This is a genomic window from Peribacillus sp. TH14 (genome assembly GCF_016651145.1).
GTDB lineage: Bacteria > Bacillota > Bacilli > Bacillales > DSM-1321 > Peribacillus > Peribacillus butanolivorans.
In genome coordinates this window covers 1851879-1877239 of sequence record NZ_JAEKEK010000001.1, presented here as the reverse complement: position 1 = coordinate 1877239, position 25361 = coordinate 1851879, and the positions used below count along the sequence as shown (strand labels likewise).

Below are 25361 nucleotides of genomic sequence, written 5' to 3'. Positions count from 1 at the left end.
TCAGAAAGAAATGGACGCAAGTACAGAAACACTAGAAAGGGTCGAATCTTATCTCCAGCAAAAAGATGAGCATGTACAATATGTTATGCAAGAATTATATTTAAAAACAGATCTGATTTATAATGATATTGCATTTGCATTACAGCATGATTATGATTCATATCTTGCGTATCGACTAGATAAGTACAGTGAAAACTCTTCATTTATTCCGAACAACCTTAATACATTTTTCCAAGCGTATTTTAGTCAAGACCCTGATATCAATGCAGTGCGTTTAAAAAGTGCAAGCCCCGGTACAGAGTATGAATATATAAATAGCCACTATAGATGGAATAAATATATGGATAGGAGAGAGCAAAAGAAAGGGACTCAGGAAGATATAGCTGTTCATCCTCAAGACTTGCAACTTAAGCAAGTTGAGTGGGAGCAAGAAAGGAGTATCTTCAACAATATTCAAATATCTCGTTCCATTAATGATCCTGCGACCCTTAAGAAATTAGGGGATCTGACGGTTTTTTATGATACAGCGGGAATTCAAGATTTGATTCGTTTGAGGAAATCCCAATTTAAAGGAACAGTTCATATTTTTCAACGTAATGGGGATTATCTTTACTCGTCAGACGATGGTACCATTCCAGTACCATTGAAAGATATATCATTTGAAACGAGCTTTAAGAAAATAAAGTGGAAGGGAAAAAACTACTATATTAATACATTGGCTGATGACCACAGGGGCTACTTATATGTAGGTTTCATGCCTGAGGATGATATTAAGAAAATAACGATTGTTCATAGGTATATGTTATTATCTACAGTTTTACTTTCCTGTATAGCAATTGCTGTAACCTATTTTGCGATGAGATCTTATTCTAGAAGAATTAATAAAATAGAAACTGCCATTCACGAAGTTCGAGATGGAAACTTGCAAATTAGAATACCTGATAGTAGAGAAAAAGACGAGTTAACAGCCATATCAGAAAGTTTCAATGATATGTTAGATGATCTAAACATGTATATTAAAGATGTATATGTTTTAAATATCCGCCAAAGAGAGGCTGAAATGAAAGCGCTTCAGTCACAAATTCAGCCGCATTTTCTATATAATACATTGGAAGCTATTCGCATGAAAGCTATAGCTGACGGATCTAAACCAACTAGTAATATGATTTATAGTTTAGGACAATTATTTCGTTATTCTTTAAGTAGTAAAGAAATCGTTCAAATTTCTGATGAAATCCAACATGTTAAGGAGTATATAGGTCTAAATCAGATTAGATATTCTAACCGCTTACACGTAACGTACGAGATTCCAGAAAATTGTTTAGACGAAAAAATTCTCAAATTTACCCTTCAACCCCTTATTGAAAATTATTTGATTCATGGCTTCCGAAAAGAAACAAATAATAATGAATTACTAATAAAAGTTCAAAGAATTCATCGGGAAATAGAAATAATAATAAAAGACAATGGGAGAGGTATTCCAATAGATAAACTATTGGCTATTCAAACTAAATTATTAGAAGGAACTACCACCTCAGAGGGCTCAATCGGGCTGAGTAATGTTCATCAAAGAATACAATTAAAATACGGACAAAATTATGGAATTCAGATTAGTAGTAATGAAGGAGAAGAAACTATTGTAGAAGTTAGAATTCCAGCAGCTAGGAGGGAACAGATATAACATGTATAACGTATTTTTAGTAGATGATGAACCATTTATTATTGAAGGCATGAGAGCATTGGTACCTTGGGAAGATTATGGACTAAAAGTTGTTGGTGAAGCTTCTAATGGTAGTGAGGCTATTAAAAAGTTAGAAACGTGTCATGTTGATATATTATTAACTGATATAATGATGCCCATAATGGATGGATTAGAGTTAATTAGTACGTTGAAAGAACGTCATCCTAATACAAAATATATCGTTTTATCTGGATACGAAGAATTTGAATATGTGAAAAAGGGTATGAAGCTAGGAATCGAAAATTATCTTTTAAAGCCTGTCAATGAGCAAGAACTCATTTCAACATTGGAAAATAGTATAGAGAAACTTGAGAAATCTACAAATAATGAGGAAGCCTATACTATTTTAAGAGATAATACGATTTGGCGATGTCTTAATCAAGACATCGATGCAAAAGAATGGCGTGAAAGAGTAGAGTTGTATAGTTTGGAGTTCGATGGTCAGAATCTAGCTGTTGTTTTAATGCAAATATCAGATGGCGAACATGAAAACTCTTCCTTTTTTAGAAAAAGAGTAGAGGAGTTATTTCAGTCTGTCTGTATTATTAATCCAGATGGCGAACTTATCCTTTTAGTTTCGTTTAATTGTGAAGATGGCCTTAAGAAAAAACTAGATGAATTGAACATGCTATTTGCTGGATATGTTTCTGGAAAGTATCATATTAATGTTGGATCATTTGTTTGCTCCACAAGTGAATTGTATAAGAGCTATCAACGTGCAAAAGAGTTATCTAGCTATCGATTAGTACTCAAAGAAAGTGGACTCATAACAGATGAATTAACAAAGCAGTATACGCAAGCAAGCCTTTCTACTTCGAATGAATTGGATGATCTAAAGAGATATATTGTTGGCTCAGAACAGGAAAAGGCGTTTTTGTGGATCAAAGGTGCCTTCGATGAGATTAATAAATCTACTAAAAAGGTTGCTCCAACTATTATTAGAGGGTTCGCTATTGAAATAGTTACGTCTATCCAAAAAGATGTATCATCACATGCAAATGATCAAACAGTAGGTATTGTAAAGCGAATCTTAGAGGCCTATTCAATTGGAATTTTAGTTGACATTCTTATTGATTTTATCGAAGGAATTTTTAGAACATTGGAACAAAAGCCGGAGCATCGAAGTCCTATTATTCAAAGCGTGGTGCAATATATTCAAGAACATTTTTATGAGGAACTTTCTTTGAAAACATTAAGCTATAAATTTCATATAAATTCGATTTACTTAGGACAACTTTTCCAGAAAGAAACTGGCTTAGTTTTCTCTGAGTATATTAATCATTTAAGACTCGAAAAAGCAAAGCAATTGTTGAGAGGGACACATTTAAAGGCTGGAATAATTGGAAAACAAGTTGGCTATTCGGATTCTGCTTATTTTTATAAACAGTTTAAGAAGGCGGTGGGGATTACACCATCAGCATGGAGAACAATGAATATCAAATCTTGATATCCCGTTATTCGGGATTTTTTTTGTTTTGAGGAGCGTCTCTGATCCTAAAAGAATCAAAAAATGATGAAAAATGCTGTATTAACTATCGAATGTTTAATAAGTACAGTAAATCTTAATATTGTTAACTTTATACATTTTTTACTTTTTCTTAATATAGAGATGTAAGGGTTTTCAATATAAGGGAGGAGGGGCTTTGTGAATCGTATCAAGAGTTTTTTCCAAGATGTTTATAAGAATCGTGTGTGGCTCCTCATGGTTTTACCAGGAACCATTTGGCTATTGTTATTTTCATATCTTCCGATGTTTGGAACTGTCATTGCCTTTAAAAATTTCCGATATGATCCGAATGGTTTTTTTGCAAGTATCCTAAATAGTGAGTGGGTTGCCTTTGAAAACTTCAAGTTTTTATTTAATACAAATGACGCCTGGATCATTACAAGAAATACGGTTCTATATAATTTAGTCTTTATCGTTGTTGGGCTTATATTAGCAGTGTTTGTGGCAATTGTTCTAAGTGAGCTCGCAAATAAGAGATTGTCTAAAATTTACCAAACAGGAATGCTGTTTCCACACTTTTTATCATGGGTTGTTGTTAGTTATTTCGTATTCACGTTTCTAAGCGTGGATAGAGGTCTACTTAATAATATACTTCTATGGTTTGGAGTAGAAGACCCTATATCGTGGTATAACGAAGCAAAATATTGGCCTGTTATTATCGTTCTAACAAGTATGTGGAAGGGCGTTGGTTATGGAAGTATTGTTTATTTAGCAGCTATAGTTGGGATTGATAAAAACTATTACGAAGCCGCTATGATAGATGGTGCAAATAAGTGGCAACAAATTCGTAATATTACGATTCCGATGATAACACCGCTCATTGTTATTTTAACCATTTTAAACGTTGGTAGAATTTTTAGTGCAGACTTTGGTCTGTTTTTTCAGGTTCCTCGTGATTCAGGTCCGTTATATTCAGTAACAAACGTTATAGATACTTATGTATACCGAGGGATAACGACAATGGGGGACATTAGTATGAGTACTGCCGCTGGTCTTTACCAATCAATTGTTGGATTTGCATTAGTAATGCTGACAAATTATCTTGTTCAGAAGGTTGATAAAGAATATGCCCTATTTTAAAAAAACGAGAGAGAAAGGAGGGTGGCCGCAGTTTTGTGGCAAAATACAATGATAACAAATCAAAATAGCTCTCAACCTACTCCATTAAATAAAGGGAATGCTCAAAACCAAGTGAATCAACCAAACAAAAAAAGTAAGCGTAAGAAAAAGTACACACCACATGGTCTAAGTGGGTTTCCTAATCTTTTAATGAACATTTTGTTAGGGTCATTTTCTATAATGTGTATCTTTCCATTTCTATATGTAATCGTCATCTCTTTAACTGATGAAAAAACCTTAGCGCGAAATGGATATCAGCTTCTACCTGAAATATGGAGTTTTGAAGCATATCGATACTTGTGGCAAATGAAGGATCAATTACTTCAATCTTATACTATAACGATTGTAGTAACGGTGCTTGGTACACTTGTCAGTGTAATAATGATTTCTTTATATGCCTACGCTATTTCTAGAAAGCAATTCAAATATCGCGGTTTCTTTACTTTTATTGCATTCTTTACAATGCTTTTTAGTGGAGGACTAATTCCTTTCTATATAGTAGCAACACAGTTTTTACATCTACGTAACTCTATTTGGGCATTGATATTACCACTTGCAATGAATGCATTCTACATTCTAATTATGAGAACCTTTTTCCAAAGGTCTGTACCTGAATCCATTTTGGAATCGGCTAGAATTGATGGAGCAAGTGAATTACGAATCTTTGTCAAAATTGTTGCTCCACTTTCATTACCAGGTCTTGCAACTATTGCCCTTTTTAGTACATTGGGTTACTGGAATGATTGGTTTAATGCACTGTTGTTCATTGATGAACCGCACTTGGTGCCACTGCAATCAATGCTGATGAAAATTGAAAACAACATAGAATTTTTAAGGCAAAATTCGTTAGCAGGCGGTATACAAAATGATTTATTAAGTGCAATACCTCAAGATGCTGCAAAAATGGCAATGGTTGTTATTTCAACTTTGCCAATAGCAATTGCATATCCATTTTTCCAAAAATACTTTGTTAGTGGATTGACAATCGGTGGGGTTAAGGAATAATTGCTTTTTGAAATAAACAAATAAAAGGGGGGAGTTAAAATGAATAAGAAGTTAGCTATTATTCTAGTACTCTTATTAAGTTTATCTACATTTTTAGCTGCATGTAGTGGAGGGAATTCAGATAAAACGAGCGGAAGTAAAGCTGGTGAAGAAAAACCTTATGAAATTACGTGGTACACGATTGGGACACCTCAAAAAGATGTCGATAAAGTAATGGAGGAAGTAAGTAAATACACGAAAGAGAAAATTAACGCAACCGTTAAAATGAGACAAATTGACTGGGGCGATTATGATCAAAAAATGCAAGTTATGATTGCTTCAGGTGAATCATTTGATATTGCCTATACTGCAGGTGGAAACTATGTGTTAAATGCACAAAAAGGAGCATTTAAAGACCTAAATGAACTTCTTGACACACATGGAAAAGAATTAAAAGCAACAATTGATCCAGCGTACTTAGAAGGGGCTAAAATTGATGGAAAGCTTTACGGTATTCCTTCTAACAAAGAAGTAGGTCAGCAAAGTGTGTACGTATTTAATAAGGATATAGTCGATAAATACAATATGGATATTTCAAGCATTAACTCTTTAGAAGACTTGAAACCTTTATTGCAGACAGTTAAAGAAAATGAGCCAGACTTTACACCAATTGCAACTTTCAAACCGTATTTACCATTTGATTATGTATTAGAAGATGAATTGCCGTTTGCGTTTCCTCTAGAAGGAGATAAAGGAAAGGTAGTTAATATCTTTGAATCAGATATTATGATGGAAACGTTAAAAACAATGCACGAATTCTATAAAGCTGGTTATATAAAAGCGGATGCAGCAACAAGTACAGATCCATGGCCGTTAGAGGTACAAAACTGGTTCGTACGTAAAGAAATGTACCAGCCATATGCGGAATTAATATGGTCTCGTTCTGCAGGTTATAATGTAGCCGTTCAACCAATGCATGATCCGATTACATTTAACAACTCTGTAACAGGGGCTATTCAAGCTATCTCAGCAACTTCCAAACATCCAGAGAAGGCTATGGCGTTCTTAAATCTATTAAATACAGATCCATACCTTCGTAATTTAATTGATAGAGGTATTGAAGGTGTGCATTATGAAGAGGTCGATAACGGTAAAATTAAAGACCTTCCAGCTCGTGTAGAAAGCTACAACATGCCAAGTTACTCTCTAGGAAACCATTTCATTCTTAAGTTATATGAAAATGATCCTGAAGATAAATGGGATGCGTTCAAAAAATTCAATGATGCTTCTGTTCAAGCACCAACCTTAGGTTTCTATTTTGATACAAATCCTGTTCGTACAGAGATCGCAGCAATTGCAAACGTTGCGAATGAATATGCACCTCCGCTATTAACTGGCAGTGTTGACCCTGAGGAATATCTACCAAAGGCTAATAAGAAGTTTAAAGAAGCTGGATTAGATAAAGTGCTTGCAGAAATTCAAAAACAATATGATGAGTGGAAGAAAAATAACTAATAGATCTCATTCAGGAGGCAAAGTCGGAAACTTAATTTTCCGACTGCTTTCTTTTAAGGGAAGGCAGGATTGAAAATGAGTACAGAAGTAGAAAAGAATATTTACATGTTTCCGAAAGACTTTTGGTGGGGATCTGCATCATCTGCAACACAAATGGAAGGATTTTCAGGGGCAGATGGTAAAGGGAAGAATATATGGGACTACTGGTATGAAACAGAACCGAATCGTTTTTACCAGGGTATTGGACCTAATAACACTTCACTGTTTTATACGAATTTTATTGACGATATTCAGCTCATGAAAGAAACGGGACATAACAGTTTTCGATTTTCTATCTCGTGGTCCCGCATGTTTCCAAAGGGGCGTGGAGAAATAAATCCAAAGGCGATTGACTTTTATAATACCGTCATTAACACCTTACTAGAAAATGAGATTGAGCCTTTTGTGAATCTCTATCATTTTGACATGCCTATGGCTATGCAAGAAGAGGGTGGTTGGGAAAGCCGCTCAGTAGTTGATGCGTATGTGGAATATGCGTCTACTTGTTTTGAGAACTTTGGAGACCGTGTGATGAAATGGTTCACACATAATGAGCCAATCGTACCTGTTGAATGCGGTTATTTATATGGACATCATTATCCAGCATTTTGTGATTTTGGAAAGGCTGTTCAAGTTGGGTTCCATTCTGTATTAGCCTCCGCAAAAGCAATTAAGGCATACCATGATAAAGAGCTAGGAGGAAAAATTGGAATTATACTGAATGTTACTCCCTCGTATCCAAGGAGTAATCACCCTGCTGACTTAGATGCTGCTGAAAAAGCGGATTTGCTATTTAACCGTTCCTTTCTAGATCCATCAGTCAAAGGCACTTTTCCTGAGAAACTAATTGACATGTTGCGGGTAGAAAACTTTTTACCTAAGTATTTAACTGAAGATTTGGATATTATTCGTGAAAATACAGTTGACCTTTTAGGGATTAATTACTACCAACCACGAAGAGTTAAGGCGAAGGAAAACATCCCAAATCCAAATGCTCCATTCATGCCAGAACGGTACTTTGATAATTATGACATGCCAGGGAAAAAGGTGAACCCATACAGAGGCTGGGAGATTTATGAAAAGGGTGTCTACGATATTTTAAAAAACATCCAAGAAAACTATGGGAATATTGAATGTTTCATATCGGAAAGCGGTATGGGAGTTGAAGCAGAAGAACGCTTTAAGGATGAGAGTGGAATGATTCAGGATGATTATCGAATTACCTTTTACGAAGATCATTTAAAGTGGATACATAAAGCACTAAACGAAGGTGCCAATGTAAAAGGGTATCATGTATGGACATTTATGGATAACTGGTCATGGTTAAATTCATATAAGAACCGATACGGACTAGTAGAAGTAGATTTAAATAGAAACTTCAAGCGCACAATCAAGAAATCAGGTAAATGGTACAAAGAATTATCTGAAAACAACGGTTTTTGATTATTAGAAGAGCGCTACTAAGCATTTGTTCTATCAGAATATCACGAAGGAAGTGAAGGGAATGGACAAGTATCTTCTTGGCATTGATTTGGGTGGAACAAACTTGAGAATTGCCGTTGTGACATTGGAAGGCAAACTTATAGAAGAGGTCAATGTAAAAACGGAAAGTGACAAAGGACCACATCATGTCATCGATAACATGATTAAAATATGCGAGGGGCTGTTACAGAAAAGAAAAATTGAAGCAATAGGAATCGGAGCTCCGGGTCCTTTAGATTCAAAGCAAGGTATTATTTTAAGCCCTCCCAATTTACCTGGGTGGGATGAGGTTCCTTTAGCTCTAATGTTAGAAAAAGCTTTAGAGAAAAAAGTAGTGCTCGATAATGATGCCAACGCAGCTGCTTTAGCGGAAGCAACGATTGGGGCAGGCAAAGGAAAAGAATCTGTTTTTTATATGACGATCAGTACAGGAATCGGCGGAGGATATGTATATCGCAATCAGTTGATTCAAGGTGCTAATTTCTGTGCGGGGGAAGTTGGCAACATGATGGTTAATCGAGATGGTCCAACGCATTATATTCTGAATATTGGCTCTTTGGAATCTTTGGCAAGCGGTACAGCTGTGCATCGTCTCGGAAAAGAAAAGTTAGGTATAACAGGACATGCGGGAGAAGTGTTTACTTTGGCGATGAACGGCCAGCAAGAAGCGGAAGCGATAGTTGATACCATGCTAACTTATTTGGCAAAAGGAATCTCCAATATTGTTCATACAATTGACCCGCACATGATTGTGTTAGGCGGGGGGGTCATGCAATCAAGAGAGTATATAATGCCGATTCTTCTTGAAAAAGTAAATGATTACTTATATCCACAGTTACGTAATAGGGTACAAATTGAATGTGCCTCGTTAGGAACAAAAGCTGGTGTTATCGGCGCGGCTCTGTTGACACAGCAAGCATAGTTCCAGTAAGTGAAGGGGATGACAATGAAAGCTTACATGGTGTTTGATTTTGGCGGAACTTATATAAAGTATGCGGTAATGGATGACAAATCAAAGAAACTGGAATGCGGGAAGATTCCAACTCCTAAAGAAGGATTAGATATATTTTTAGATCACATTACCGAAATAGTTAAACATTATTCGGAGTCATTTGAAATTCAAGGTATCGCTTTAAGTTCGCCCGGTGCCGTAGACGTGGAAACAGGGTTTATTGGTGGGGCAAGTGCAATTCCCTTTATACATGGAGTAAACATGACAAGCTTACTAAAGGAACGAACAGGTCTGGAGGTGTCAGTTGAAAATGATGCAAACTGCGCGGCTTTGGCAGAAGGTTGGTTAGGTGCAGCGAAGGAAACTGATTTCTACATTTGTATTGTAATTGGTACAGGAATTGGCGGGGGAATTGTGATTAACCAATCTATTTTACGTGGAGCTACCCTTCACGGAGGTGAGTTTGGGTACATGATAATGGGAGAATCATGTAAGAGCCCTCTACAATCAACTTGGAGCAAAGTTGCATCGACAAATTCACTTGTAGAAGAAGTCGAAATGAGAAAATCTCTAGTAAGGGGAACGTTGGACGGAGAAGAAATATTTCGATTGGCGGAAGCAGGAGACTCCATTGCGAATGAATGCATTGCCAACCTATATAAGAAGCTGGCAATAGGAATCTATAATTTGAAGTATGTACTAGATCCTAACAAGATCCTAATTGGCGGGGGAATCAGCAAGCGACCGGATGTAATTGAAGGCATAAATAATAAATTGGCACAATTGAAGGATGATATCTCTACATTGGATATTACGGTTGAAGCTTGTAAATTTGATAACGATGCAAACTTAATTGGAGCCTTATTTCATTTCTTGAATCGGAAATAGGGAGTATTTTACAAAAATGATATTCTCTTTTACTTATACTAATAAAGAAAGGAATAGAAAAATGAATGATACACCATTATTTTTAAAACCGGTTTTTCAAGAACGTATTTGGGGTGGAACAGCTCTTTATGACCGTTTTGGCTATGAAATCCCATCAGCAATTACAGGAGAATGCTGGGCAATTTCTGCCCATCCAAACGGCCTGAGTCTTATTGAAAATGGTAAGTTTCAAGGTAAATCATTAAAAGAAGTATGGGAAAATCACCATGAGTTGTTTGGAAACTATAAGAGTGAGAAATTTCCGCTTCTTATAAAGATTTTGGATGCGAATGAAGAATTGTCTGTACAAGTACATCCAAATGATGATTATGCCAACGAGCATGAAAATGGCGAGTACGGTAAAACGGAATGTTGGTACATCATTGATTGTGATCAAGATGCTGAATTAGTGTTTGGACATCATGCTAAAACAAAAGAAGAAGTACGAGAAATGATTCAAAGTGGAAATTGGGAGAGGTTTTTACGTAAAGTTACCATTAGACCTGGTGATTTTTTCTACGTACCAAGTGGAACCGTTCATGCCTTATGTAATGGGACGTTGGTGTTAGAAACACAACAAAGCTCAGATACAACATACCGAGTTTATGATTATGACCGTATAGATAATCAAGGGAGTAAACGTGAGCTGCATTTAGAAAAAGCAATGGGCGTCATTAATGCACCTCATATTGATACCAATATCGCTCCTAAAATAGAAAAGCGAGAAGGTGTAGAAGTTACAAAGTTTGTACAAAATCACTTTTTCTCTGTTAATAAATGGGATGTGAATGGAGAAGCGACATTTCAGCAAAATCAAGCGTTTATGCTTGTAAGCATCATCGATGGGGAAGGAAGATTGTTGAAAGGCAGTGAAGGTTACACAATAAGAAAAGGAGCTCATTTTATTTTGCCGTATAAATATGGTGAATTTATCTTAAAGGGGAATATGAAGCTTATTGTATCACACACTTAGACCTCATCCGGCTCTGTTGCGGAAAACGATTAATAGAAACATAGATTCACTTTGCACCACGTTCCAGCTTTAAAAAGAGACGTAAGTTTTACCATCTATCTTTTTATTGGTTTCTGTCATACACGGAAAAAAGAATTGCAGAGAGCTGTGTGAGTATGAAAAATTCAAATTTCTTCTGCTATCTTGCTTGCATCTGTGTCCTTCTTTTAAGCGGCTGCTGGAATCAACATTATTTAAAAGATACCGACGGAAAAATATTAAATTATCCGAACTTCTAACGGATGAAGTTAATGATGCAATTAAATAAATCTGAAAATTCTGACATTGTTCAAGTTGGGATACATATAATGGCTTTACATCATGATGCTTGGGTGGGATAATATTCCAATGTTAACTTTAATGTAAAAGTAAATGCTGGATTTTTCAAACATAGAATTACTTATTAACCAGTTGAAGATCCTTTAAGAATACAAAGCTATTGTTAGGTAGTGGAAAGCATGAATGAAGTACAGGGGACTTATAAAAGAGTTTTAGCGACGCTAGCAGTGAGCGACCCGCGGTGGCAAGGATAGCCTCGAGAAGCAACCCGAGAAGCAAGTTACCGGAGGATAGTTATACTTCATATAGAAGAAGGAGAACGCCAATTGAAAGACATGGCTGGATTAATAGAAAGGTCGATCTCTGTCTCTATTGCGTTGCCTCATATTCTTCCTATATTAATCGCTGAATTTTTGAAACTTAACCCTAATGTACATATTAGCCAGTATTTGGCTTCATCCACTGGGATGAAAAAACAACTAGAGAATGTCGAAGTCGACCTTTGTATTTCAATGAGTCCTATTTATGGAGACGACATTGAATGGATGCCCTTATTAGAAGAAGAGATTTTTTTATCGGTACCACCAAGCCATCACTTAGCAAAGCAAAAATCCATTGCTCTTCAGGAAGCAGCAAATGAGGCCTTCATCAGCAGAACGTCAGGGTACGGATTCCGGGACGTTACGGATAAGTATTGCAGGGAAGCGGGCTTTGAACCTTACACCCCAATTGAACTAGAAGAAGCAGGAGCAATACTCCGACTTGTAGAAATGGGAATGGGTGTTTCATTCACGCCTCAATTGTCTTTATTACGCCAATCAATGCCGAAACCGTTCAGATTCCAATCACCTATCCGAATTGCAAACGAACGATTGGGATAGCATGGAAAAAAACTCACTATCTCTCTCAAGCTGCAATAGATTTCCGGGAATTCACCTCTGGCTTTTTTAAACATGAAGTAAGTAAATATTTCTATCTATAAAGTCTTAATAAAAATAAGGTGGCAGGCATTACATCCAAGACGGTGTTGCCTGCCTTTTTCAACATGGATGGTAGAGGATTGCCTCCTTAATCTAAGGGGAGTCTTATTACATGCTTCTTTTAAACAAAAGAACGTAAAAATAAGGTCTGAGGTACAAGTCGTCCACTTCAGTCTTCAAATGTTAATTTTGATATTATTGGCGTTTATAAACATATCTAAAACTATCCTCATTAATTATTGCCAACTGTATAAATGAATGGTTCATGATAGAACGCAAAAACTACATATTACTTGGGAAATAATTTGGGAAATGGGGTCTGACCCCGGAGGTGATATGATGGCTGTGATTTTAGGTTTACAGGAGATGCAAAGGGAGAGGCAGTTGAAGTTTGAGCGAAGGTTACTTAGGGAACTTTCAATCGAGGATATGAAGGTGAGGATTCAGCGTTACTTTGGACAGGATTTCATGGAGGTGTTGGAGGAAGGCTATTTTGATGTTGCCATTGAGGCCTATTTATTGGGAGCTAACTATAGTAAGTTTGGCTATTATGGTGAGTCGGAGGATGATGTAAGGGCTCGGTGCTGGAGGGAAGAGAAATTTTTGATTGATACCCTTTTTAATTTTATTTTGTATTGGCGGGAAGTAACGGCAAATAACGCTTTCAATGAAGGTTTGTTTTATTGCTGTGAAGGGTTTGTAGGTGAATGGTGGATGGACGGCTTTAAGACGGGTGAAAAGCGATATAAAATGAAGTTGCACTAAGAAGGAGTGAAGTATCCATTCTTTGTTCTAATTCCATGGTTTGTCCCATACTTTTAGATATAGGGACTTGTGGAAGGAGAACGTTCATGCGTAGTAAGCTAAAATATACAGGAATCGCGATGGGATTGTTTATCCTTTTTTTAATTGTAACTTTCAAATTTGTTGAAGATGATTCTTGGGACTCCTGGAACCTTCCCTTGGCAGGTAAGGTAATCGTTTTGGATGCTGGACATGGAGGAATGGATGGCGGGGCAAATGTGCAAAAGGTAATGGAAAAAGAAATTGCCCTTTCTGTTTCGTTAAAGGTTAGGGACTATTTACAGGAACAGGGTGCCCTTGTCATTATGACTCGTGAGAAAGATGAAGATCTGGCACAGGGGGATACAAAAGGGATCCGTCAGCGAAAACAGGAAGACCTGCGAAATCGGGTTGAAATGATTAATGATTCAGAAGCGGATTTATTTTTAAGTATTCATTTAAATTCTTTTCCGTCAGCATCATCAAAAGGTGCTCAAACATTTTATACGAAAAGGTTTGAGGAAAATGAACAGGTGGCAAAGTTTATTCAGACTGAAATCATAAGAAACCTAGAAAATACAAAGCGAGATGCAAAAACGATTAATAATGTGTATTTGATGAATTATACGAAGAAACCAGGGGCGCTTGTTGAAATTGGCTTTCTTTCTAATACGGAGGAAAGGGAACGCCTTATCAGTGATGGGTATCAAGAAAAGATTGCAAGTTCGATTTATATGGGGATTTTACGGTATTTCACAGAGGAAAAACTTTCAGATGAAGAGTGATTCTCTAGTTCGGGTCTTGTATGGTACAAGGCCTTTTTATTATTGAGATAAAAGTCATGTGCTCATTTAAAGGGCAGATAATAAGCTTTATTTAAGTGATATGGTATACTTAAATGGGAAAATAAAACGAATTCAAAGGGGTGCTCGACTTGTTAACTGAAGAGAAAGTACTGAATTTATTAAAGGATCTTAAAGACCCTTTTCTACATAAAAGCCTTGAAGAAACAAATGGAATCATTGAAGTGAAAATAAAGCCTGAAAAAAATCATGTAAGCGTTAAGCTTGCCATTGCAAAAACAGGGACTGCCGAGCAAATGCAAATGCAAACAGAAGTGGTAAACTTGCTGAAAGAAGGCGGGGCAGAATCTGTAGGGATTCGTTTCACAGAACTTTCTGAAGAAGAGTTATCCAAGCATCGTGAAAATATACCACAGGATGAAGTGGATCAAGGTTTACTTGGACCGAATAGCAAGACGCAATTTATTGCGATTGCTAGTGGTAAAGGCGGAGTTGGTAAATCAACGATTTCAGTGAACTTTGCTACTTCACTTGCACGACTTGGTAAAAAGGTTGGACTTGTGGACGCTGATATTTATGGTTTTAGCGTACCAGATATGATGGGGATTACAAAAAGGCCGGTGGTGCGTGGGGAGAAAATTATTCCTGTGGAACGTTTTGGTGTTCAGGTTATCTCAATGGGATTCTTTGTAGAAGATAACGCGCCTATTATCTGGAGAGGGCCAATGCTAGGAAAGATGCTGAACAGTTTCTTTAACGAGGTAGAATGGGGAGAGTTAGATTATTTAGTCCTTGATTTACCACCGGGTACAGGCGATGTTGCGTTGGACGTGCATACAATGCTACCTTCATGTAAGGAAATTATCGTAACGACACCGCATCCAACTGCAGCCTTTGTTGCAGCAAGAGCGGGCGCGATGGCCATCAAGACTGAACATGAAGTCATTGGTGTCATTGAAAACATGTCGTTCTTCGAGAGTAAAACGACAGGTGAAAAAGAATATGTATTCGGTAAAGGCGGCGGTGCGAAGCTTGCAGATGAACTACGTACAGAAGTCTTAGGGCAGCTTCCTTTGCAACAGCCAGATTGGAACGAAGAAGATTTTGCACCTTCTATTTACGCAGCAGACCATAGATTAGGCAGAATTTATGAAGATATTGCTAAAAAAGTCATTGAAAAGTTGCAATAAAAATAAAGGCTGATTCCAATTGGAATCAGCCTTTTGTTATTCTTTGTCTTTTTTCTCAGTTTTATCACCTGATTCCGCCTTTGTTGCCTTTTCAGCTGCTTTTGTTACAGCTTGATCCAATCTTTCTTGGATCTTCGCTTGAACTAAAGGACTATCCATAGTTTCTATGATAACTTCTTTATAAATGGCCCGCATGTCTTTAGTCTTCAGTAACTTATTCATTTCTTTTTCCAAATCTGGGTCTTTTAAAATTTCAATAAGCATTCCGCGATACTGAGGGTCATTGGTTAATTCTTTCAATACCTTTTTGTGTTCGTCTTTTAAAGCTTTAGCATAGGCAGAGGTAAATTCAGGATCTTTAAAGGTCTTTTTCCAAAATTCCTTCCCTTTATCTGAAGTGACCGTATCTTCAATGGATTTCTTAATGATCTCTGAGTCCATAATAAGTTCAGTTTTTGTTTTCTCATCAGAAATGATATCCTGGATGGCCTTTTTACCATCGTCTGTTTTTAAAATATCGACGACCATTTTCTTTGTCTCTTCATACTCATTTTTATCTGCGCTTGCTCCATTCTGCGCACAACCGGAACAAACGAGTAAGAATGACGTGAAAAGCAAAGCAACTCCCACTCTCATACGCAGGGCCCCTTTCATCCTTCTTATTGTTAATATGGTTCCAATCGACGATATTATTCCCTTGTAGAATAAGTGGATTTTTCCAAATTTGGTTGGTACAATTAAGGAAATGAAATAGAAATGTATGGAGGAAAACAATGAACAGCCGTAATTTAGTTAAATTGTTTTTAACAACATTGCTTATCGGTGGTGTAACGGGCGGAGTTGTAGGGTTCTTAGCTCGTTGGAATGAGTTTAAGCCTTATTTTTCTTCTTTTGAAATCAGTGCCATTCTTTCAACGTTTTTATGGTTATTCGGTGTCGGATTAATTTTTAGTGTCATAAGCCAAGCTGGTTTTTTTGCCTATTTAACGATACATCGTTTCGGTCTAGGGATATTTAAAAGTGCTTCCTTATGGAATGCAGTACAACTCGTACTTATTCTTTTCGTTGTATTTGATCTAGTCTATTTACGATATCTTAATTTTGGTTCAGGTGAGGGGATTAGTTCCTACATTGTGTTAGCTTTGGTTGTATTAGCCGCAGCGTTGATTACGGCCTATTTTAAAATGAAACAAACAAATAAACAGTCATTTATTCCGGCGATGTTTTTTATGGTTGTGGCCACAGTATTAGAGTGGGTACCTGTACTAAGTTCTAATGATGAAGGCTGGCTCTACTTCATGCTGTTTCCATTACTAGTATGCAATGCTTATCAATTATTGGTTTTAAGCAAATTAATCGATCGTTCACAAAAAGAATTAGCCAGTAAAAAAACACGGATGCAAACTAAAGCAAAGGGAAAGAAATTAAAAGCAGGAGAATTAGGGAAGTAGGTAAAAGTGGCTAACCTTATTGGAAAGCGGAATACATAAGAAATTCTACATACAAAAAACTGCGTCCTAAAGGTTAAGCATGACCCTTAGTACGCAGTTTTTTATGTTTTTGTGTTCTAGTAAATGATGTTACCGGATTTCTTCACTGCTTGCTGATGAATTAGAGATCATCTCAGAAACGTTTACGAAGTTTAAATTTTTGGAGCGAAGTTCATCTATTAGTTCTGGCAATGCTTTATTAGTTTGTTTTGCTGAGTCTGAAGCGTGTAATAAGATGATATCACCCTTTTGAGCCTTGTTAACGTTATGAACAATTCGATCAACGCCTGGGTTAGTCCAATCCTTTGAATCGATACTCCAATGAACCACAGTATAGCCGAATTTTTCACTAATTTTCAGGAGGCGCTTATCAAAGTGTCCGGTGGGCGCACGTAAAAGCTCGATATTTTTAACATTTAGTTTTTTAAAAGCTTCCTGTGCTTTTGAAATATCACGGATGATTTCTTGGTCATCCAGATCGGAATAATCTTTGTAATCGTATCCGAGCATTCCGATTTCATAGCCTTCTTTTTCAATTTCATCCACTATGTCAGGGTGACGCTCTGCCCAAGATCCGGAAAGGAAGAAGGTGGCGGATTTAATCTTTTCTTTTTTCAATGTCTCTAAAATCGGGGCTGCTTTTTCATCGCCCCAGCCAATATTGAATGTGACGGCTACATTCTTTTCCCCTTTATAAACCGCTTTTGGTCCATCTTCGGTAGAAAAAACAGGTGAATGAAGAATGTTTTGTACAAAAAGGAACCAAGCGGTAAAGAGTGCCGTAAGTAAAATTAACGAATAATGTTTGATGTTCTTTGCCTGGAGCACCATGAAAAATTTCATTAATCCATCCCCTTGTCCAAAGGTCTTGTTTTCATATTTATGCAGAGGCTGTTCCGTTATGCAAAAAAATCAATATAAAAATTCATAAAATTAAGATGAATGGGGAAAAATGACTGATGGAGGTGTGAGTTATGCTTGGCTTATTGATTAATGAAAAAGAAAAGAAGGAATTAGAGTACCTCTTAAAAAGAGAGATGGATGAAATATTATTTGATTTACAAGATGATAGAATCGATTGCATAGTTAAAAGAGCTATAAATGAAAAATATAATATCCTTTTCAGATTGTTTAAAAGGCTAAGTACAGAAAAGGAATGCCTTATTTATATGAAAGTAAAAACAAACTTTAATGAGAAGAATTAGTCCTGATTTTTAAAAGTGAATTAAATTTAAAAAATCTATTGACTATTAATTTATACGCTGGTATATTATAAAAGTTGTTCGCAAGATAATAGCTTTTAAAAAAGAACAAAAAAAACTTTTTTAAAAAAAGTTATTGACGAAGCAGAGATAAGATGTTAAGATATTAAAAGTCGCTAAGAGATAAAGCGAAACATATTGCTCTTTGAAAACTGAACAAAACAAAGCGCCAACGTTAATTTTTTTAAGTGAGCACACACTATCAAAAAAAGCAAAATGAGCAAGTCAAACATTTCTTCGGAGAGTTTGATCCTGGCTCAGGACGAACGCTGGCGGCGTGCCTAATACATGCAAGTCGAGCGAATCGATGGGAGCTTGCTCCCTGAGATTAGCGGCGGACGGGTGAGTAACACGTGGGCAACCTGCCTATAAGACTGGGATAACTTCGGGAAACCGGAGCTAATACCGGATACGTTCTTTTCTCGCATGAGAGAAGATGGAAAGACGGTTTTGCTGTCACTTATAGATGGGCCCGCGGCGCATTAGCTAGTTGGTGAGGTAATGGCTCACCAAGGCGACGATGCGTAGCCGACCTGAGAGGGTGATCGGCCACACTGGGACTGAGACACGGCCCAGACTCCTACGGGAGGCAGCAGTAGGGAATCTTCCGCAATGGACGAAAGTCTGACGGAGCAACGCCGCGTGAACGAAGAAGGCCTTCGGGTCGTAAAGTTCTGTTGTTAGGGAAGAACAAGTACCAGAGTAACTGCTGGTACCTTGACGGTACCTAACCAGAAAGCCACGGCTAACTACGTGCCAGCAGCCGCGGTAATACGTAGGTGGCAAGCGTTGTCCGGAATTATTGGGCGTAAAGCGCGCGCAGGTGGTTCCTTAAGTCTGATGTGAAAGCCCACGGCTCAACCGTGGAGGGTCATTGGAAACTGGGGAACTTGAGTGCAGAAGAGGAAAGTGGAATTCCAAGTGTAGCGGTGAAATGCGTAGAGATTTGGAGGAACACCAGTGGCGAAGGCGACTTTCTGGTCTGTAACTGACACTGAGGCGCGAAAGCGTGGGGAGCAAACAGGATTAGATACCCTGGTAGTCCACGCCGTAAACGATGAGTGCTAAGTGTTAGAGGGTTTCCGCCCTTTAGTGCTGCAGCTAACGCATTAAGCACTCCGCCTGGGGAGTACGGCCGCAAGGCTGAAACTCAAAGGAATTGACGGGGGCCCGCACAAGCGGTGGAGCATGTGGTTTAATTCGAAGCAACGCGAAGAACCTTACCAGGTCTTGACATCCTCTGACAACCCTAGAGATAGGGCGTTCCCCTTCGGGGGACAGAGTGACAGGTGGTGCATGGTTGTCGTCAGCTCGTGTCGTGAGATGTTGGGTTAAGTCCCGCAACGAGCGCAACCCTTGATCTTAGTTGCCAGCATTCAGTTGGGCACTCTAAGGTGACTGCCGGTGACAAACCGGAGGAAGGTGGGGATGACGTCAAATCATCATGCCCCTTATGACCTGGGCTACACACGTGCTACAATGGATGGTACAAAGGGCTGCAAACCTGCGAAGGTAAGCGAATCCCATAAAGCCATTCTCAGTTCGGATTGTAGGCTGCAACTCGCCTACATGAAGCCGGAATCGCTAGTAATCGCGGATCAGCATGCCGCGGTGAATACGTTCCCGGGCCTTGTACACACCGCCCGTCACACCACGAGAGTTTGTAACACCCGAAGTCGGTGAGGTAACCTTTATGGAGCCAGCCGCCTAAGGTGGGACAGATGATTGGGGTGAAGTCGTAACAAGGTAGCCGTATCGGAAGGTGCGGCTGGATCACCTCCTTTCTAAGGATAAATACGAGAGCGCTTTTGTTTTGTTCAGTTTTGAATGAGTAATTCATTCAGATACGAAAGATCTCATCACGTTGTGATGAAGTTTTTTCTTCTTTGTTCCTTGAAAACTAGATAATAGATAGAAGGCAATTAATTTTTTCAAAGCATCAGTAAGATCTTTTTTAACGGTTAAGTTAGAAAGGGCGCACGGTGGATGCCTTGGCACTAGGAGCCGATGAAGGACGGGACTAACACCGATATGCTTCGGGGAGCTGTAAGTAAGCTTTGATCCGGAGATTTCCGAATGGGGAAACCCACTGTTCGTAATGGAACAGTATCTTTACCTGAATACATAGGGTACTGAAGGCAGACCCGGGGAACTGAAACATCTAAGTACCCGGAGGAAGAGAAAGCAAATGCGATTTCCTGAGTAGCGGCGAGCGAAACGGAATTAGCCCAAACCAAGAGGCTTGCCTCTTGGGGTTGTAGGACACTCAACATGGAGTTACAAAGGAACGGGGTAAATGAAGTGATCTGGAAAGGTCCGTCAAAGAAGGTAAAAACCCTGTAGTTGAAACTTCGTTCCCTCCTGAGTGGATCCTGAGTACGGCGGGACACGAGAAATCCCGTCGGAAGCAGGGAGGACCATCTCCCAAGGCTAAATACTACCTAGTGACCGATAGTGAACCAGTACCGTGAGGGAAAGGTGAAAAGCACCCCGGAAGGGGAGTGAAATAGATCCTGAAACCGTGTGCCTACAAGTAGTCAAAGCCCGTTAATGGGTAATGGCGTGCCTTTTGTAGAATGAACCGGCGAGTTACGATTTCATGCGAGGTTAAGTTGATAAGACGGAGCCGCGACGAAAGCGAGTCTGAATAGGGCGAATGAGTATGAGGTCGTAGACCCGAAACCAGGTGATCTACCCATGTCCAGGGTGAAGTTCAGGTAACACTGAATGGAGGCCCGAACCCACGCACGTTGAAAAGTGCGGGGATGAGGTGTGGGTAGCGGAGAAATTCCAATCGAACCTGGAGATAGCTGGTTCTCTCCGAAATAGCTTTAGGGCTAGCCTCAAGATGAGAGTATTGGAGGTAGAGCACTGATTGGACTAGGGGCCCCCAACGGGTTACCGAATTCAGTCAAACTCCGAATGCCAAATACTTATTCTTGGGAGTCAGACTGCGAGTGATAAGATCCGTAGTCGAAAGGGAAACAGCCCAGACCACCAGCTAAGGTCCCAAAGTATACGTTAAGTGGAAAAGGATGTGGAGTTGCTTAGACAACCAGGATGTTGGCTCAGAAGCAGCCATCATTTAAAGAGTGCGTAATAGCTCACTGGTCGAGTGACTCCGCGCCGAAAATGTACCGGGGCTAAACGTATCACCGAAGCTGTGGATTGACACCGTATGGTGTCGATGGTAGGAGAGCGTTCTAAGGGCGTTGAAGTCAGACCGGAAGGACTGGTGGAGCGCTTAGAAGTGAGAATGCCGGTATGAGTAGCGAAAGAAGGGTGAGAATCCCTTCCACCGAATGCCTAAGGTTTCCTGAGGAAGGCTCGTCCGCTCAGGGTTAGTCGGGACCTAAGCCGAGGCCGAAAGGCGTAGGCGATGGACAACAGGTTGATATTCCTGTACCACCTATACATCGTTTGAACGATGGGGGGACGCAGAAGGATAGGGTAAGCGCGCTGTTGGATATGCGCGTCCAAGCAGTTAGGCCGGAAACGAGGCAAATCCCGTTTCCATTAAGGCGGAGCTGTGATGGCGAGGGAAATATAGTACCGAAGTTCCTGATTCCACAGCCGCCAAGAAAAGCCTCTAGTGAGATGTAAGGTGCCCGTACCGCAAACCGACACAGGTAGGCGAGGAGAGAATCCTAAGGTGTGCGAGAGAACTCTCGTTAAGGAACTCGGCAAAATGACCCCGTAACTTCGGGAGAAGGGGTGCTTTTTAGGGTGAATAGCCCGGAAAAGCCGCAGTGAATAGGCCCAGGCGACTGTTTAGCAAAAACACAGGTCTCTGCGAAGCCGCAAGGCGAAGTATAGGGGCTGACACCTGCCCGGTGCTGGAAGGTTAAGGGGAGAGGTTAGCGCAAGCGAAGCTTTGAACCGAAGCCCCAGTAAACGGCGGCCGTAACTATAACGGTCCTAAGGTAGCGAAATTCCTTGTCGGGTAAGTTCCGACCCGCACGAAAGGTGTAACGATCTGGGCACTGTCTCAACGAGAGACTCGGTGAAATTATAGTACCTGTGAAGATGCAGGTTACCCGCGACAGGACGGAAAGACCCCGTGGAGCTTTACTGCAGCCTGATATTGAATTTTGGTACAGCTTGTACAGGATAGGTAGGAGCCTGAGAAGCCGGAGCGCTAGCTTCGGTGGAGGCGTTGGTGGGATACTACCCTGGCTGTATTGAAATTCTAACCCGCGCCCCTTATCGGGGTGGGAGACAGTGTCAGGTGGGCAGTTTGACTGGGGCGGTCGCCTCCTAAAGAGTAACGGAGGCGCCCAAAGGTTCCCTCAGAATGGTTGGAAATCATTCGTAGAGTGTAAAGGCACAAGGGAGCTTGACTGCGAGACCTACAAGTCGAGCAGGGACGAAAGTCGGGCTTAGTGATCCGGTGGTTCCGCATGGAAGGGCCATCGCTCAACGGATAAAAGCTACCCCGGGGATAACAGGCTTATCTCCCCCAAGAGTCCACATCGACGGGGAGGTTTGGCACCTCGATGTCGGCTCATCGCATCCTGGGGCTGTAGTCGGTCCCAAGGGTTGGGCTGTTCGCCCATTAAAGCGGTACGCGAGCTGGGTTCAGAACGTCGTGAGACAGTTCGGTCCCTATCCGTCGCGGGCGCAGGAAATTTGAGAGGAGCTGTCCTTAGTACGAGAGGACCGGGATGGACGCACCGCTGGTGTACCAGTTGTCTTGCCAAAGGCATAGCTGGGTAGCTACGTGCGGACGGGATAAGTGCTGAAAGCATCTAAGCATGAAGCCCCCCTCGAGATGAGATTTCCCATAGCGCAAGCTAGTAAGATCCCTGAAAGATGATCAGGTTGATAGGTCAGAGGTGGAAGCGTGGCGACATGTGGAGCTGACTGATACTAATAGATCGAGGACTTAACCACGCTTTAAAAAATGAAATACCTTCTTATTATCTAGTTTTGAAGGAATGAAAATTTCTTCAAAAAAATGAATATAGTCTGGCAATGATGGCGAAGAGGTCACACCCGTTCCCATTCCGAACACGGAAGTTAAGTTCTTCAGCGCCGATGGTAGTTGGGGGTTTCCCCCTGTGAGAGTAGGACGTTGCCAGGCTATTCATTTAAAATCTTTAAATGAGTATTAGGAAACATTATATTATTCCGCAGTAGCTCAGTGGTAGAGCATTCGGCTGTTAACCGAACGGTCGTAGGTTCGAGTCCTACCTGCGGAGCCATATGCTTCCATAGCTCAGTAGGTAGAGCACTTCCATGGTAAGGAAGAGGTCAGCGGTTCGAATCCGCTTGGGAGCTTCCCAATCTATCTATTATCATAAAATATCGGCCCGTTGGTCAAGCGGTTAAGACACCGCCCTTTCACGGCGGTAACACGGGTTCGAATCCCGTACGGGTCACCATTATATACTTATTAGTCCGGAGGATTAGCTCAGCTGGGAGAGCATCTGCCTTACAAGCAGAGGGTCGGCGGTTCGATCCCGTCATCCTCCACCATTTTATTTTAAAAATATTTGCCGGTGTAGCTCAACTGGTAGAGCAACTGACTTGTAATCAGTAGGTTGGGGGTTCAAGTCCTCTTGCCGGCACCATTTACAACCATATATTGCGGAGGGGTAGCGAAGTGGCTAAACGCGGCGGACTGTAAATCCGCTCCTTCGGGTTCGGCAGTTCGAATCTGCCCCCCTCCACCATTTTAATAAAAACCTGTGGATCAGTTATATATTCTCTGTAAAAGGGAAATATATGATTACCACCTTTTTATTTTGTTGAATATTAATTATACATATTATATATTGGGCTATAGCCAAGCGGTAAGGCAACGGATTTTGATTCCGTCATGCGAAGGTTCGATCCCTTCTAGCCCAGCCATTTGCGGAAGTAGTTCAGTGGTAGAATACAACCTTGCCAAGGTTGGGGTCGCGGGTTCGAATCCCGTCTTCCGCTTACTATATATTTATTCCTTTAGGGGCCTTAGCTCAGCTGGGAGAGCGCCTGCCTTGCACGCAGGAGGTCAGCGGTTCGATCCCGCTAGGCTCCACCATCTAACTACATACACTAAAACTTACGTCTTAAGCCGATTACGGCTTAAGACTTTTTTTATTTTAAATATCTAACTTTTATTACTTTTACCTTCTAATAAGAGAACGGTTCAATTAGGGATTTTAAGACAAAGAGTAAATACGGTAAAAAAGCTAATTAGCTGCATCTTTATACATATAAATGTTCAGTTGAACCACTAGGCATATAAGATATAAAATGGTAGAAAGGGGGAATTATATGTCTATTCAGAAAATTTCCATTATCGGTCTACCTATGGATCTTGGTCAGGCGAGACGAGGGGTGGATATGGGACCGAGTGCAATCCGCTGTGCAGGGATTGTCGAACGGCTTGAACGATTAAAAATAGAAGTTGAGGATTTAGGAGATATAGTAGTAGGACGCCCTGAAAATGCACAGAAATCTGGTACAAATTTAAAAAACTTATCGCTAGTTGCTAAGGGAAACATTCAATTAGCAACAAGAGTAGATAAAATTATACAAGGCGGATCATTCCCGCTCGTTCTTGGGGGAGACCATTCGATAGCCATCGGAACACTCGCAGGGGTTTCGAAGCACTATGAAAATGTAGGTGTAATTTGGTATGATGCACATGGAGATTTAAATACGGAGGAAACTTCACCATCAGGGAATATACATGGTATGCCTCTAGCTGTCAGTATGGGGCTTGGCCATCCCGATCTAGTCAATATTCATGGTTCAACTTCTAAAGTAAAACCAGAAAATATCGTAATTATCGGGGCACGTTCATTAGATGAAGGTGAAAAAGAATTAATACATGAAAAAGGGATTAAAGTGTTTACAATGCATGAAATTGACCGAATGGGTATGGCTAGAGTCATGGAAGAGTGTATAGATTATTTAAGAGAAAGAACAGATGGTGTTCACCTTTCTTTGGACCTGGATGGAGTAGATCCCGCGGATGCGCCTGGGGTAGGAACACCGGTAATTGGTGGTATTAGTTATCGTGAGAGTCATTTGGCTATGGAAATGCTGGCGGAGTCTGAGTTAATTACATCAGCTGAATTTGTTGAGGTAAACCCTATTTTAGATGAACGTAATAAAACCGCAATCGTTGCCGTGGCCTTAATGGGCTCGCTATTTGGAGAAAAGCTAGTATAACTGATAAAATAAAAGAAACAGTAACCAGCTTGTGTTAGGTTACTGTTTTTTATATGCTAGAAGACGTAAGTTGATTTTTCAGGATGGTTTTATAATATCTATATTTATATGGTTGTAATCTCAGCTCCATAT

General features: G+C 39.9%; 18 protein-coding genes, 9 tRNA genes and 3 rRNA genes. 28 read left to right on the top strand and 2 right to left on the bottom strand.

The window, feature by feature from the left end; all coding sequences use genetic code 11:
- Window positions 1-10: 10 nt before the first annotated feature.
- The 13 genes from JFU50_RS09050 (at window position 11) to JFU50_RS08990 (ending at window position 15313) form a co-directional block, all read left to right on the top strand.
- The gene (locus JFU50_RS09050; RefSeq protein ID WP_201188215.1) at window positions 11-1681 is read left to right on the top strand and encodes a sensor histidine kinase; all 1671 of its coding nucleotides are present in this window, start codon (window positions 11-13) and stop codon (window positions 1679-1681) included.
- A 1-nt stretch (window position 1682) separates the two neighbouring features.
- Window positions 1683-3188, top strand: a complete 1506-nt coding sequence (locus tag JFU50_RS09045; protein WP_201188217.1) for a response regulator transcription factor — start codon at window positions 1683-1685, stop codon at window positions 3186-3188.
- Between the two features lie 255 nt (window positions 3189-3443).
- On the top strand, window positions 3444-4328 hold the full coding sequence (locus tag JFU50_RS09040; protein ID WP_053349096.1) for an ABC transporter permease: 885 nt from the start codon (window positions 3444-3446) through the stop codon (window positions 4326-4328).
- A gap of 189 nt (window positions 4329-4517) precedes the next feature.
- Window positions 4518-5372 (top strand): carbohydrate ABC transporter permease, encoded by an 855-nt coding sequence (locus JFU50_RS09035; protein ID WP_053349095.1) that lies wholly within the window; start codon window positions 4518-4520, stop codon window positions 5370-5372.
- Window positions 5373-5411: 39 nt separating this feature from the next.
- Window positions 5412-6866 carry an ABC transporter substrate-binding protein gene (locus JFU50_RS09030; protein WP_201188219.1) on the top strand — a complete coding sequence of 485 codons (1455 nt, stop codon included), beginning with the start codon at window positions 5412-5414 and terminating at the stop codon, window positions 6864-6866.
- A 75-nt stretch (window positions 6867-6941) separates the two neighbouring features.
- On the top strand, window positions 6942-8348 hold the full coding sequence (locus JFU50_RS09025) for a glycoside hydrolase family 1 protein (protein ID WP_201222452.1): 1407 nt from the start codon (window positions 6942-6944) through the stop codon (window positions 8346-8348).
- Between the two features lie 61 nt (window positions 8349-8409).
- A complete protein-coding gene (locus tag JFU50_RS09020; protein ID WP_201188223.1) occupies window positions 8410-9309 on the top strand; it encodes an ROK family protein in 900 nt (299 codons plus the stop codon).
- A gap of 24 nt (window positions 9310-9333) precedes the next feature.
- Entirely contained in the window at window positions 9334-10227 is an 894-nt protein-coding gene (locus JFU50_RS09015; RefSeq protein WP_201222451.1) for an ROK family protein, read from the top strand.
- A 61-nt stretch (window positions 10228-10288) separates the two neighbouring features.
- A complete protein-coding gene (gene manA, locus JFU50_RS09010) occupies window positions 10289-11239 on the top strand; it encodes a mannose-6-phosphate isomerase, class I (RefSeq protein ID WP_201222449.1) in 951 nt (316 codons plus the stop codon).
- 653 nt (window positions 11240-11892) lie between these two features.
- Window positions 11893-12438, top strand: coding sequence for a LysR substrate-binding domain-containing protein (locus JFU50_RS09005; protein WP_242485473.1), 546 nt, complete (start codon window positions 11893-11895; stop codon window positions 12436-12438).
- Between the two features lie 438 nt (window positions 12439-12876).
- On the top strand, window positions 12877-13302 hold the full coding sequence (locus JFU50_RS09000; protein ID WP_201188230.1) for a DUF2521 family protein: 426 nt from the start codon (window positions 12877-12879) through the stop codon (window positions 13300-13302).
- Window positions 13303-13388: 86 nt separating this feature from the next.
- Complete coding sequence (gene cwlD / locus JFU50_RS08995) at window positions 13389-14105, top strand: N-acetylmuramoyl-L-alanine amidase CwlD (protein WP_201188232.1); 717 nt, start codon at window positions 13389-13391, stop codon at window positions 14103-14105.
- 149 nt (window positions 14106-14254) lie between these two features.
- Entirely contained in the window at window positions 14255-15313 is a 1059-nt protein-coding gene (locus tag JFU50_RS08990; RefSeq protein WP_201188234.1) for an Mrp/NBP35 family ATP-binding protein, read from the top strand.
- 36 nt (window positions 15314-15349) lie between these two features.
- Here the strand turns inward: JFU50_RS08990 and gerD are convergent, their stop codons facing one another.
- Window positions 15350-15949, bottom strand: a complete 600-nt coding sequence (gene gerD, locus JFU50_RS08985; protein WP_201188235.1) for a spore germination lipoprotein GerD — start codon at window positions 15947-15949, stop codon at window positions 15350-15352.
- A gap of 137 nt (window positions 15950-16086) precedes the next feature.
- Here gerD and JFU50_RS08980 point away from each other — a divergent pair, with 137 nt between their 5' ends.
- Window positions 16087-16764 carry a KinB-signaling pathway activation protein gene (locus JFU50_RS08980; RefSeq protein ID WP_201222445.1) on the top strand — a complete coding sequence of 226 codons (678 nt, stop codon included), beginning with the start codon at window positions 16087-16089 and terminating at the stop codon, window positions 16762-16764.
- A 129-nt stretch (window positions 16765-16893) separates the two neighbouring features.
- Here the strand turns inward: JFU50_RS08980 and pdaB are convergent, their stop codons facing one another.
- Window positions 16894-17646 carry a polysaccharide deacetylase family sporulation protein PdaB gene (gene pdaB, locus JFU50_RS08975; RefSeq protein ID WP_201188237.1) on the bottom strand — a complete coding sequence of 251 codons (753 nt, stop codon included), beginning with the start codon at window positions 17644-17646 and terminating at the stop codon, window positions 16894-16896.
- Between the two features lie 131 nt (window positions 17647-17777).
- On the opposite strand from pdaB, the gene JFU50_RS08970 reads away from it, so the two are divergent.
- The 14 genes from JFU50_RS08970 to rocF all read left to right on the top strand — a co-directional run bounded on the left by JFU50_RS08970 (window position 17778) and on the right by rocF (window position 25229).
- The gene (locus JFU50_RS08970) at window positions 17778-18008 is read left to right on the top strand and encodes a hypothetical protein (protein WP_201188239.1); all 231 of its coding nucleotides are present in this window, start codon (window positions 17778-17780) and stop codon (window positions 18006-18008) included.
- Window positions 18009-18299: 291 nt separating this feature from the next.
- Window positions 18300-19849: ribosomal RNA gene (locus tag JFU50_RS08965) — 16S ribosomal RNA — on the top strand.
- Window positions 19850-20024: 175 nt separating this feature from the next.
- A 23S ribosomal RNA gene (locus JFU50_RS08960) occupies window positions 20025-22958 on the top strand.
- 74 nt (window positions 22959-23032) lie between these two features.
- Window positions 23033-23148 (top strand): 5S ribosomal RNA (rrf, locus tag JFU50_RS08955).
- The 16S, 23S and 5S rRNA genes sit together here with 9 tRNA genes alongside, the layout of an rRNA operon.
- Before the next feature lie 46 nt (window positions 23149-23194).
- Window positions 23195-23269, top strand: a tRNA-Asn gene (locus tag JFU50_RS08950).
- A gap of 3 nt (window positions 23270-23272) precedes the next feature.
- Window positions 23273-23345, top strand: a tRNA-Thr gene (locus JFU50_RS08945).
- A 29-nt stretch (window positions 23346-23374) separates the two neighbouring features.
- A tRNA-Glu gene (locus JFU50_RS08940) sits at window positions 23375-23449 on the top strand.
- Window positions 23450-23467: 18 nt separating this feature from the next.
- Window positions 23468-23543: transfer RNA gene (locus JFU50_RS08935), tRNA-Val, on the top strand.
- Window positions 23544-23562: 19 nt separating this feature from the next.
- Window positions 23563-23638 (top strand) — tRNA-Thr (locus tag JFU50_RS08930).
- Window positions 23639-23656: 18 nt separating this feature from the next.
- A tRNA-Tyr gene (locus tag JFU50_RS08925) sits at window positions 23657-23740 on the top strand.
- A gap of 103 nt (window positions 23741-23843) precedes the next feature.
- A tRNA-Gln gene (locus tag JFU50_RS08920) sits at window positions 23844-23918 on the top strand.
- 3 nt (window positions 23919-23921) lie between these two features.
- Window positions 23922-23993 (top strand) — tRNA-Gly (locus JFU50_RS08915).
- Window positions 23994-24014: 21 nt separating this feature from the next.
- A tRNA-Ala gene (locus JFU50_RS08910) sits at window positions 24015-24090 on the top strand.
- Between the two features lie 236 nt (window positions 24091-24326).
- Window positions 24327-25229 carry an arginase gene (rocF, locus tag JFU50_RS08905; RefSeq protein WP_201222443.1) on the top strand — a complete coding sequence of 301 codons (903 nt, stop codon included), beginning with the start codon at window positions 24327-24329 and terminating at the stop codon, window positions 25227-25229.
- Window positions 25230-25361 lie beyond the last annotated feature (132 nt).